General features: G+C 33.6%; 13 protein-coding genes. All 13 read right to left on the bottom strand.

The genetic code is table 11. The features are described 5' to 3' along the window. Positions 1–28 precede the first annotated feature (28 nt). The 13 genes from NNL09_RS11230 to NNL09_RS11170 all read right to left on the bottom strand — a co-directional run bounded on the left by NNL09_RS11230 (position 29) and on the right by NNL09_RS11170 (position 12,595). Positions 29–1,291, bottom strand: a complete 1,263-nt coding sequence (locus tag NNL09_RS11230; RefSeq protein ID WP_025667181.1) for an ABC transporter permease — start codon at positions 1,289–1,291, stop codon at positions 29–31. 16 nt (positions 1,292–1,307) lie between these two features. Continuing rightward, entirely contained in the window at positions 1,308–2,537 is a 1,230-nt protein-coding gene (locus NNL09_RS11225) for an ABC transporter permease (RefSeq protein WP_025667180.1), read from the bottom strand. After that, entirely contained in the window at positions 2,530–3,231 is a 702-nt protein-coding gene (locus NNL09_RS11220; RefSeq protein WP_025667179.1) for an ABC transporter ATP-binding protein, read from the bottom strand. The genes NNL09_RS11225 and NNL09_RS11220 overlap by 8 nt, the downstream gene beginning before the upstream one ends. A 209-nt stretch (positions 3,232–3,440) precedes the next feature. Continuing rightward, entirely contained in the window at positions 3,441–3,677 is a 237-nt protein-coding gene (locus NNL09_RS11215) for a hypothetical protein (RefSeq protein WP_196911084.1), read from the bottom strand. A 9-nt stretch (positions 3,678–3,686) separates the two neighbouring features. Then, the gene (locus tag NNL09_RS11210) at positions 3,687–4,235 is read right to left on the bottom strand and encodes a DUF420 domain-containing protein (protein WP_025667177.1); all 549 of its coding nucleotides are present in this window, start codon (positions 4,233–4,235) and stop codon (positions 3,687–3,689) included. Then, positions 4,228–4,962: an SCO family protein gene (locus NNL09_RS11205; RefSeq protein ID WP_025667176.1), complete on the bottom strand. Its 735-nt coding sequence runs from the start codon at positions 4,960–4,962 to the stop codon at positions 4,228–4,230. Before NNL09_RS11205 ends, NNL09_RS11210 begins: the two co-directional genes overlap by 8 nt. An 11-nt stretch (positions 4,963–4,973) precedes the next feature. Continuing rightward, on the bottom strand, positions 4,974–5,627 hold the full coding sequence (locus NNL09_RS11200) for a hypothetical protein (RefSeq protein ID WP_025667175.1): 654 nt from the start codon (positions 5,625–5,627) through the stop codon (positions 4,974–4,976). 221 nt (positions 5,628–5,848) lie between these two features. Then, positions 5,849–6,208 carry a cytochrome C oxidase subunit IV family protein gene (locus NNL09_RS11195; RefSeq protein WP_025667174.1) on the bottom strand — a complete coding sequence of 120 codons (360 nt, stop codon included), beginning with the start codon at positions 6,206–6,208 and terminating at the stop codon, positions 5,849–5,851. A gap of 23 nt (positions 6,209–6,231) precedes the next feature. Next, positions 6,232–7,215 (bottom strand): cytochrome c oxidase subunit 3, encoded by a 984-nt coding sequence (locus tag NNL09_RS11190; protein ID WP_025667173.1) that lies wholly within the window; start codon positions 7,213–7,215, stop codon positions 6,232–6,234. A 139-nt stretch (positions 7,216–7,354) separates the two neighbouring features. Continuing rightward, positions 7,355–7,936, bottom strand: a complete 582-nt coding sequence (locus tag NNL09_RS11185; RefSeq protein ID WP_025667172.1) for a cytochrome c oxidase subunit 3 — start codon at positions 7,934–7,936, stop codon at positions 7,355–7,357. Further along, a complete protein-coding gene (cyoE, locus tag NNL09_RS11180; protein ID WP_025667171.1) occupies positions 7,927–8,829 on the bottom strand; it encodes a heme o synthase in 903 nt (300 codons plus the stop codon). Before cyoE ends, NNL09_RS11185 begins: the two co-directional genes overlap by 10 nt. Positions 8,830–9,007: 178 nt before the next feature. Next, a complete protein-coding gene (locus NNL09_RS11175; protein ID WP_196911085.1) occupies positions 9,008–9,922 on the bottom strand; it encodes a PorP/SprF family type IX secretion system membrane protein in 915 nt (304 codons plus the stop codon). 3 nt (positions 9,923–9,925) lie between these two features. After that, positions 9,926–12,595 carry a gliding motility-associated C-terminal domain-containing protein gene (locus NNL09_RS11170; RefSeq protein ID WP_196911086.1) on the bottom strand — a complete coding sequence of 890 codons (2,670 nt, stop codon included), beginning with the start codon at positions 12,593–12,595 and terminating at the stop codon, positions 9,926–9,928. Between the last annotated feature and the right edge of the window lie 10 nt (positions 12,596–12,605).

Here is a 12,605-nt window from a genome sequence, read left to right as displayed (position 1 = left end):
GGATTGATGATTATTCTGGTTATTTATTTTATTCTTCTCTTAATGCTTCAATTGGTTTTATGCTTACGGCTTTTTGCGCTGGGATAAGTCCTATTATTGTTCCTAATAAGACTATTGACAATAATGCTCCTGTTACCGCAAAGAAATCGACTGTAGGATTTAAAATGGGTACATCATCATTATTACCAATTGCGGTATTGATACCCCAAAGTAACAGCGTGCCAAAAATAAAACCTAATAATCCTGCCAAAAAGGTAAGCAATACAGATTCTAGCATGATTTGCCCTCTTACTTCTGCTGGTGTTGCTCCCAATGCTCTACGCACTCCAATCTCTCTGGTACGTTCTTTAACAGTAATTAAAAGAACATTACCTATTGCTATCACTCCTGCAATAAGGGTAGCTATTCCTACGATATAAGTAATCAAACGCATACCAGCTAGAAATCCATTAATTTTTGCTACTTCTTCACCTAGATTAAAACTTCCAAACGCCTGCGTATCATCTGGGTGTACATTATGTATTCTTTTAAGTGTAGTTTTTATCGTAGCTTCTGTATTTACAATATTCTTATCTGGTTTGGCTGTGATCACCATCCAGGATATATTTTCACCCTGGTTAAAAATGGTTTGAAATGTTGTGAATGGCAGAAAAATAGAATCATCTCCTTCGAATCCAGATTGAGTAGGCTTATATACTCCTATTACTTTGAAATAAATTCCATTTATTCTCACAAAATCTCCTATTGCTTCTTCATCTTTATCATAGAATTGCTTATAAATATCTTCACCAATAACACAGACTTTACGTTCATATTTTATATCTTCTTCATTAATAAATCTTCCTCCTTTAAATATCTTTTTCTTTGATACTTTGTCGATCGTTGGATAATCACCAAATACTTTAAATGCACCCGACTTAGAGCCTTTTACAAATTGCCCTGGTGGGGTTCCCCATTGACCCGTAACATTACGAGGAGCGATATATTCAATATCATCAACCTGAGATTCTAATGTTTCGACATCATTCAATGTAAGTTGCATTCGTCTTCCCCTCTTAAAACCTTCGTTAGGTATACTGGTTTGTTGCCCCCAAACAAACATCGTGTTGGTTGCAAAATCATTAAATTGACTTCTAAAACTATTATCTAGCCCCTTAGCCATTCCCAAAAGAAACACAAATAAAAACACTCCCCAGGTTACCCCGATAACTGTAATTATAGTTCTTACTTTATTCTTACGAATAGCTCCATAAATTTCTTGCCAGGTATCTCTTTCAAATATAAATTTCATACCAATCGATTTTTAGTTATTCATCTCTCAATGCAATTATAGGCTTTATTTTTGCTGCTCTTCTTGCCGGAATATATCCTGCCAAAAGCCCAAAAAATATCAATACCATTGTGGCAGTCATAATAATACCTGTATCAACCTTAGGATTAAGAATAAAGAACTTCTCTAGATTATTACCTATAAGTTTTAACGCAAGAATCCCTAAAATCAAACCGAGATATCCTGCAACAGATGTTATTAGAACTGATTCTTGAAGCACCATAGCTATGATTGATCTTGGTGATGCTCCCAATGCTTTTCTAATTCCTAATTCTTTGGTGCGTTCTTTAACACTAAACGTCATGATATTACCTATACCAATAACTCCAGAGATTAAGGTTCCTATACCTACAACAAATATGATCATATAAATACCGCCAAGAATTACCATGGTCTCTTTAATATCTTCTGCAAAACTTCGTACCCTGATTGCACTTTGGTCATCTGGTGCTACTTTAAATTTTTCTTTAAAATCTTCTTCTATTTTTTTAGAAAATGCAATAGCCTGCTCGGTACTCATTGCCATATTATAAGATAAGTTTATCTGATTAATATGATCATTATTTCCATAAAGCAACTGAACGGTTTTATATGGCATATAGATTATTCGCTCTTCATTATCACCACCACTATCCTGAAAAACTCCAATTATTTTATAAGCAATCCCATCTACATTTAACATTTTACCTAAGGCCTTTTCATTTTTAAAAAGATCTTTCTCTACTAATCTTCCAATAACAATATTCTTGGTACGCTCGTTAATATCTGATTCATTAAGATATCTCCCATTCATCATTATGGTTTTCTCAAGATATTGATGATCGGGATGTACAGCTCTTATGCTATAGCTACCAGATTCTTTCTTATATTTTGCAGAACCATTTCTATATATTCTTGGGGTAGCGAACTCTACTTTGCCTATATAATTGCTTTTTATAAATTCGAAATCTTCATTTTTAAACTGAATTCTTCTATTCTCCTGAAAGCCTTTGTATGCTTTTGATGTGTTTCCGCCACGAATGAATATAATATTTTGAGCGTCATCCACAAAACTGCTTAAAAAGCTATTGAGAAGGCCATTACCCAGTCCTAATAGAATTGTAAAGATCAGGATTCCTAAAGCTACAGTAAATCCCGAAAGAAATGTACGCAGCTTATTTTTTCCTATAGCTTCAAATATTTCACCCCATCTATCTCTATCAAACATATTGAGATGCTCTAACTTGTTCTACTTCTTTATCTTCTACAATAACACCATCTTTAAGGTGTACTATACGTTTACACATATCAGCAATATCTGGTTCATGAGTTACTACTAATATGGTTTTACCTTCATCATTAATACTTTGGATGATATCCATTACTTCATAAGAAGTTTTACTATCTAAAGCTCCCGTAGGTTCATCGGCCAGTAATACTTTAGGATCTGCAGCTAATGCTCTGGCAATTGCCACACGTTGTTTTTGTCCTCCAGAAAGCTCACTTGGTAAGTGTGTCGCCCATTCTGCCAATCCAACTTTGCCAAGATATTCCATTGCTTTATCAATTCTTTCTTTTCGTTTTTTACGTTGATAATATAATGGAAGGGCAACATTTTCTAGAGCTGTCTTGTAATTAATCAAATTAAAAGATTGAAAAACAAATCCTAAAAATTTGTTGCGATACTGCGCTGCTTTGGTTTCGTTTAACCCTTTGATAGGAACTTCATCTAGAAAATAACTTCCGCTATCTGCTTCATCCAGCATTCCTAAGATGTTTAACAATGTAGATTTTCCAGAACCCGAAGATCCCATTATAGCGACCAACTCGCCTTCTTTTACACTAAAATCTATTCCTTTAAGTACATGAAGCGAATTGCTTCCCATTTGGTAAGATTTATGTAAGTCTTTTATTTCAATCATAATACTGGATTAAGATTTGTAAGGCAAAATACCTTGATAAAACTGAGACCCACTAGCCTAAAAATACCGTACAGTATTTAGATCAATCTTACAGTTTTCCCCTGAAGATTTATTGATTGGTTAGCATCGTCTTGTTACATAAGACTAACTACATGGTATTTTTGTTACATCTTTTCTTGTTAGGAAAATGTTAAAAAATTAAGAACTCTTTAATTAAGGTTTTTTGTAGTTGCCGATTTTCTTTTATTTCTATATATAATATACCCTACAACCCCTATTAAAACATATGGTATAATCATTAGATATACAATCCCATTATTGATTCCTTTTGCTGCCTCCTGTCCTTCTTCATTCTCTAGAACTGCTCTACACATTGCGCATTGCGCTTCTACCGGGATAGTAAATACCAAAAAAAGAATTAATATGTAAAAGGTTTTTATTCGCATATACTCAAACTAAACATAATATGGTGATATCATAAAATATACAATCACTCCTGTAACAGCCACATATAACCAAATCGGAAATGTAATTCTCGCAATTTTTTTATGCTTATCAAATCGTTTTGCTAGTGCTTTTACATAAGTAATCAATACAAAAGGAATAACTACAACTGAGAGGATTATATGAGTAATCAAAATAAAATAATATATGTATCGTATCATTCCTTCTCCTCCAAATTGGGTAGAATCACTAGTCATATGATATGCGATATACATAAGTAAAAACAATACCGAACATAAAATAGCTGTTTTCATGAGCTTCTCATGCAATGCAATATTCTTATTTTTTATTGCCCATAAAGCAGCTACTAAAATTACAGCGGTTAAACCATTAATTGTTGCATATATTGGTGGCAAAAAAGTAAGAGGTTGTACATCAAACCCAAGCTTTCTAAGATTAACTCCAAACAATGCTGCCACTGCAAGAGGGATAAGAATCGATAAAATTACAATCCATTTATTGTATTTTTTTTCTACATCTGATTGGCTGTTGTTACTCATTCTTATCTAATAGTTTCTTTATATCTTCTAGTAAAATTGTTATTTGCTCTTCTTCCCCGTTTTCATCTACTTTTTCCTTCACACCAATTGTTCCTCTATAATAAATAATTGGATTACCCGACGCATCATATCTCGATCTTATATATCCTTCCTGATCAATTAAAGCAAAGTAGCCATTATGTTCGAATCCACCTGGCACATCGGGGTTCTCTGCAGCATAAATATTAAATCCAGCATTGGCCAGTTCATAGATATCTTCTCTATCACCAGTTAAAAAATGCCAATCTGGATCTGTAACCTTATAATTCTCTGCATATTTCTTAAGTCTTTTTGGTGTATCAAACTTAGGGTTGATCGTAAAAGAAGCTACTCCAAAATTTTCATAATCTTTTAACTTATCTTGCAGATATACTAAGTTTTTATTCATCTTAGGACAAATGGTTGGGCAGCTGGTAAAGAAAAACTCTGCTATATATACTTTACCTTTATAGTCATGATTCGTAATTAGGATACTATCCTGATCTAAGAATGCAAACTCAGGAACTTTTTTTGGTGTACCATTAAGTTTTATATAACTAAGTTTTTCATTAGCAACAGGGTTACTGGCACTCATCCTATCATTTTTAACAATCGAAGTGCTTTTAATTCTATTTACAATCTTTGGAATAAAAATGATTCCAAAAATCAATATGATAAACGATATCCCGATATATGAATTTTTTTTCATGTGCTTGCTCTTTATTTCTCTTTACGATCTGCTTTATATTTTTTTAAAGCCAAACGATATTCTGCTAGAATCACTTTTACATCATCACTCATAACATTTGACAAATCAGCAACAGAGCTTGCATCATAGCCATATACTTTTGATTCGTTTTCTTTTATACTACCATCCCTACCTCTTAGTCCTCTATTTTTGTCGACTATATACACATACTGCGTAGCTAAATTATCATCTAATTGATGTGGCGTCTTTAAACTCTTAAATAGGGTCTTTATGCTTTCTGGTGTACCAAAAACAAAGTTCCACTCAGAAACATCAGTAATATTATCTAATTCTTCTAACAGTTCTTTTGCCGGATTCTCACTACCATAAGGCAAAACCATTACAAATTGAAAATCCCGAAACCCATAGTTTTTTTTATAAATCTTTTGATTTAAATTGAAGGCATTCCCCTGTTTATTATGAATATCTTTACCTAAGAAGCCAAGTACAGTAATCTTATTAGAAAAACTAACTTCTTTTTCGGTTAATGGTTCAAAATTTTTAAGGTCTCCTATAGATTCATTAAGTACAGGAAGTTTGGCAAAATTATGTACTCCAGAAGCAAAAAATAAATAAGCCACTAAGGGTAATACAAATAAGACTCCTAAGACAAGAAATTTTTTCATTTGATAAGTAGTTTTATTTTCTACTTAGATATTTATAAAATCGATATCTAATACCATTCATTCTTCTAATTTACCGTAATACAATTTTATTTTCCAAAAAAAATCAAACAGCAGAATGGTATAAAGTTCTGAAATAAGTTCAGAATAATTGTGCAAAAATAAAAAAAGACGGCTTAACAAACCGTCTTTTTACAATGCTTTTAACTTATACATTTATAGGATTAAAAATCCCAAGCTACATATCCATTTCTAAAGACCTCGTATATATAATCTCCTTCGGTAAGCAATATAAATACCAAGTAGCATATTAAGAAAACTCCGGTCCAAACTACCGATCTTCTTAAGCCTTTGGTTTCACCTTCCATATGCATAAACGACCATGTAATATAATATGCTTTATAAATTGTAAGAATAATAAAAATCCAGTTTAATAGTTTCATACTAATTAAAGTAGTTTCTACTAAAAATGCTGGTTTTATAATCCCAAGTATTACTTCTACTATTGTAACCACAGATAATAGAATAAATACTTTCCAGATTCTTCCTATATTCGATTCGTGATGTGCTGTATCGTGTGCCATGCTATATAACTACTAAATTTTTATTAAACCAGGTAAAAGAATGTAAATACAAATACCCATACCAAATCTACAAAGTGCCAGTATAAACCAACCTTTTCTACCATTTCATAATTCTTTCTTCTCTCATAAGTTCCCAGAATTACATTGATAAAGATGATGATATTAATCACTACTCCAGAAAATACGTGAAAACCGTGAAAACCAGTAATAAAGAAAAAGAAGTTGGCAAATAACGGAGTACCATACTCATTATGCACAAGATTTGCTCCTTCTACTATACCAATAGCATCTGCCTGCATTCTTTTTAAGGATTCTGTCCTTGATAAAATTGTTTTCTGTCCTTTTTCGGTTAAGGTCTGAGTTCTTATTAAAAGATCTTTTCTTTTCTCAAAACCTTTTCTTATTTCTTCAATAGTATAGGTAGGAAGAGCTGCTTCTTTTTTGAACCAGATTCCATTTTTTCGCTCATGTTGGGCCCTATCTTTATGTGTATTGACAACTGCAATATCTTTTAGACCTACTCTATGTCCTTCTCCATCTACAAATTGTAAAATTTGTCCTCCTTTGGTTTCTACCGCACCATATTCTCCTTTGATAAAGTTTTTCCACTCCCAGGCTTGTGACCCTACGAAGATTGCTCCACCAATTATAGTTAAGAACATATAAAAAATCACCTTTTTCTTTTTCATATGGTGTCCAGCATCTACGGCTAACACCATAGTTACTGAAGAAAAAATCAGAATAAAAGTCATCAAAGCTACATAATACATGGGAGCATCTACTCCATGCAAGAATGGGAAGTGATTAAATACTTCATCAGCTATAGGCCATGAATCTATAAACTTAAATCTTGAAAAACCATAAGAGGCTAAAAAACCAGAGAATGTAAGCGCATCTGAAAGGATAAAAAACCACATCATCATCTTACCATAACTTACCTTGAGTGGCTTATTGCCACCTCCCCAGATTTTATCTTCAGTACCTGTTTTAGTAACAGCTGTTTCCATATAAAGAATTTGGTATTGTTAAATTTTCCACAAAAATAATCAATTTTATCATTTCACCTGCTCAAATTTATTTTTTAATTGTCACAGATGCTTTTCTTTAAAACAATCTCTTTTATAGTATTAAATCAATGATCTAAGATCATTTCACGAAATACAAAAACAAAAAGAGATAAACCCACAGAAAATCAACAAAATGCCAGTACATAGCACCTAATTCTAAACCAAGAGTTTGACCTGTTTTATATTTTTGTTTAAAATGATTATAAATTACAACTAAAAGCACTAATATCCCTCCGATGATATGTGCCAGATGTGTTACTACAATTATAAACATAAATGTAGTAACGATATTAGATGTCGGACCTGTAAAATGATATCCTTGTCTAATAATATCGCTAAACCCTTCAAATTGCAAGAATATAAATATAATTCCTAATGCAAGTGTAGAGAGCAATAATAATGTAGCTAAGCTTCTATTATTATTCTCGATTGCTTTTTTCACAAAGTAGAATGTAACACTACTTGCTACTATTATTAATATACTATATATAAATGCATTTGGAAAAACAAGATCTATTCCCCAGTCTTTTCTACTTTTACTCACAACATAGGCACTAGTAAGTCCTGCAAATACCATAGCCATACTAATCATAGCAAACCACATCATGGTTTTTTTAGACCTATTAACTTTTTCTTGTGTTGTCCCTTGTGTTAAATCCATATTCTAACAAATTTATCTACTACATAAACGATTTGTAATAATGTTATATACAAAACACTCATTAGCATTAATTGTTTTGCTGTTTTAGCATCTCTAACCTTATATAATCGAATTGCAGATCTAATCAAAATTATTCCTAACAGTAGAATAATTATCCCTGATACCGGAGTAAGATAAAGTTTACCAGTAACTCCAAAAACAGGTATTAAAGAGGTTACCACGGTCCATACTGTATAAATGATGACTTGTACTGCTGTGCCTTGATCTCTTTTACCCGTTGGAAGCATAAAAAATCCTCCTTTTTTATAGTCATCAAACAAAAACCATCCGATTGCCCAAAAATGAGGGAATTGCCAAAAGAATTGAACCATAAATAATGTTCCTGGCTCTATCCCAAAATTATTCGTCGCCGCTACCCAGCCTAACATAAAGGGGATAGCACCGGGAATAGCACCAACAAAAACAGATAATGGTGTTTTTGTTTTTAAAGGTGTATATAAACTTACATATATAAATATAGATATCGCTCCAAACATTGCTGTCTGAGGGTTAATCGTATACAACACAGAAATCCCTGCAATTGTAAAAAGTGTAGCAATTGCAAAAGCTGTATTAACAGACATTCTTCCTGATGGAATCGGTCTATTCTTAGTACGATCCATCAACTTATCTAAATCTCTTTCTATAATCTGATTATACGCATTTGAGGCTCCTACCATAAAATAACCTCCTACTGCTAAAAGAATCAAGGTACTCCATGAAACTGTTTCTACTCCTAATAAATATCCTGCAACAGACGAAAAAACCACACTTAATGCAAGGCGCATTTTTGTAATTTCCTTAAAATCCTGAACAACAGAGATTTTTATTGTATCCGTTTGGGTCACGCTCAAATCTTGCACGTTTTCTAAATAGCTTTTTTAAAAGTGGTGCAAAGATATATCTTAAAAGCATTTTAGACAACTTATACTTCACCTTTTAACAACTGTCTAATTAAGAGAGTAAAACAATAAAATGACTATATCGATATTGTATTTATCGTATTTTCATAAAAAGCTTGGCAATATTAAGTTAAAACCCATCACCCAAACGGTAGCTTAGTATAATCCCGTGTGTATTATTAATGGGAGTATCCCTAAGGGTTTGATTATAATTATATAATAATCGTAAGTGATTCGAAATATAAAATCCTGCAAGAAAATTCATAGAAGAACTCGTTCTGTATCCAGCACCAATCTCAATTTTGTTTTTGTAGTTCACTGTAGTATTAATATCTACCTGAATCGGAGCTCCAGAAACATATTTAACCAAAACACTGGGAGTGATTAATACTTCTTTAAAACGTGAAGCAAAAAAACGATATCCTGAATACGCGTAATATGGAGTTTCTAAATTAATATTATCCTCAGAAGACAAAGAATCTCCTAATAAGTTTGGAGCAGAAACTCCTATATAAATATGCTCTCTATTATACAAAAATCCTACTCCCAAAGTAGGGATAACCGTATTAATATTATTTGCAAAATTAGGGTCATTATCAATACCTAATTCTAGTAAATTTTCGTTATAAATCATTGCACCTCCCGTAATCCCAAAAGATAATACATTAGGGTTATAAGACCACCATCGCGCCTGGTTATAATTATGGTCAAAAACTATTTTATAAGCATATGAACCAAACAAATGTGTAGCTGTAGTTACTCCTACCTGGTCACTATAAACTCCTGCTCCTAATCCCATATTTTTTGAACCCAATGGCGAGTTGACTGTTAATCCAATATTTCTCGGACTACCATCTAACTGATTTAAATATCCCCTATTGGTCAGAGTAATATCAGAATCGGGATAGAAACCGGCATGGGCTGGATTAATAACCACTGTATTGTAATTATAATTTGCAAAAACCGGTGTTTGCTGCCCAAATATTGGACATAAAAATCCTTTAGATAGTATTCCAACTATCAATAATATATATACTTTTTTCATAAATTAACGCTTTAATACAAGGAAACCAGTTTGTTTTTTTAAGTTATGAGAACCTTCTATTTTGATATTGAAGAAGTATGTCCCCTCGGGTAATTTATCCCCTCCCAAACTTCTCTTTCGATTGGCAATTCCTCTAAAAACTCGTGAAGTATTATTATATCCTTCAACTTCAAAAACTATATCTCCCCATCGATTATATATCGATACTTTATTATTTGGGTAATTCTCAATGTTATAAATCTCCCAATATTCATTAATCCCATCACCATCTGGAGAAAAACCATATCGTGTTTGATCTTCTTCTTGTGCTTCTACATAAACTGTGACTGTATCTTCTTCGATACATCCTTGATCACTGGTAAAAAGAACTGTATAAGTTGTTGTTTGATTTGGATTTGCTATTGGGTTTGCAATATCTGTATTGCTAAGACCTGTTGAGGGTGTCCAAACAAATCTTCCATTACCAGAAGCAGTCGCATTTAATTGCACCTCCTGCCCTTGTATAATCTCCTCGTCTTCTCCTGCTTCTATCGATTCATCATGTTGATTAACCACAAAGGAACAATTCGAACTATTATCACTGGCGTCTGTAGCGGTCATTGTGATTGTCATGCCATCTACAAAAGAAGAACCTGAAACCGGATCTTGGGTGATCACTGGATTAGGGTCAGTGTCATCTGTGGTCGTAACCATTGCTGTATAATCCGGAATTGTGGTAGTGTTACAATCTAATTCCTGATCCGAAGGACAAGCTATTACAGGAGCTTCGGTATCTGTACAATCAGGACCCTGACCTTCAATTACAAAAAAGCAACTAGAGCTGTTATCGCTGGCATCTGTAGCGGTTATTGTGATTGTCATACCATCTACAAAAGGAGAACCTACTGCAGGATATTGTGTTACTTCTGGGTTTGGATCTACATTATCGATAACTATAACCAGTGCGGTATAATCCGGTATTATATTCGTGCTACAATCTAAATTTTGATCAGAAATACAAGTGATTGTAGGAGACACAATATCTGATGTAGAACAATCAGCAACCAGATCGAATCCTGAACGGAAATAACATGCTGTTTGCTCATAAGTATACTCCTGTCTCCAATTATGTTTAGATTGCAATATAGCTTCCTCCATAAATGCATGGATTGTTGCTGTTCTTCCTAAAGAAGCGTGATAACTACCTATAGTTCGATCAGGATCAGAATAACTTACCTGTTCTACAGTAGAACTTGTGTCTTCTATAAGTGCATTGTAATCGGCTATGCTCATGAATTGCGCATTTACTCGTACCAATCTTGACGCATCGCGAGTACTATGATAGTATTTATTGTTTGAAGCAGTAACGTTCTGGTAGCTATTATCAATATAATGTTCAATTAGCGTGATATTGGGATCGCTTTCCTGAATCACATTGTTAGATATGTTAACATCTATTATATCTTCTGGCCCAGCAGGGTATACAATCCCTGATCTGAAATTATAAATAATATTATTAGTAACATCGGCTCTTTGTATAGGAGAAGGCAAACCATCTAACCCTCTAATCCCTCCATCAATAAAGATACCTCGAGGGCCTCCCGCATCGGGATTATTCATCAATATATTATCACTAACCAGTACATCTTTTATATTGGCTATCCATATACCAAATCCTCTAGGGGTCATAGCATCAATATCTCGGCATTCTAATATTATATTATTAGTAACCCTACCTTCTACCCCTCCTACTTCGGGTGAATTTCCTCCCCCATACATAAGAGATACAGGATTCCATGCAAAAATATTATTCTCTACAATACCTCCACAACGAGCCTGCATGCCTCCTGATGCACCACCAGTCACTATATTATTTCTAAAAACAAATCCAGTATTTCCATTATCAATATACAGGTTACGTCTAAAAATATTTGGGTTTGCCCCATTCACGGTTTCACTCCATCCATTATGGTAAAAAACACATTCATCCATAGTTAGTCCATCTACCCCATAACAGTATACACCTTGGGAATGCCCACCTTCAGTGGTAAAATTATGAGCAACAACATTACGCCTAAGCGTCATATTGGTATGTCTACCCTGATATGCCTGAATAACTACTCCCAAATAACAATTGGTAACCTTACAATCTTCTATAAGCCAATCTATACAGCTTTTTAATAATTGTAGCCCAGTACCTCCATTCCCAGAAACATCAGCATTGCCATAAAACTCTACCCCTACCATCGCAAAAAATTCTACAGGATTCGTTGTAGGGTCAGTTGTTCCGGGATCAAGTGTACCTAATCCATATCCATTCGATCCTATATTTATTATTGGCCTCGTTGATGCATCACCATAAGTATTAATTACCATGGGTTCGTTTCTACTGCGTCCAGATTTATTCCATAACCCAAAGGTTTCATTAAAAGTGTCACCTCTTTTAAGAAGTAACCAATCTGGGTATTCATCCCTAAGCAACGTATAGGCCGCTGCTATTGTAGCTTTGGGAGATGTTTCACTTAAACCATCATTAGTATCATTCCCATCAGAACTACTCACATATATAACCCGGGAATCTGAACTCTGGTTCAATATTGTCCATCCATCTGCATCCTGAGTCCATTGACAAAATAATTTATTACAAAAAAACAAGCAGATAATAGCATAAGACAAGCACCTTAAAGATATCATAAGTACACTG

The sequence above is a fragment of the Aquimarina sp. EL_43 genome (assembly GCF_943422735.1).
Lineage (GTDB): Bacteria > Bacteroidota > Bacteroidia > Flavobacteriales > Flavobacteriaceae > Aquimarina > Aquimarina megaterium.
Note: the sequence above shows the minus strand (reverse complement) of the source record. Positions and strands in the feature narration are given on the sequence as shown.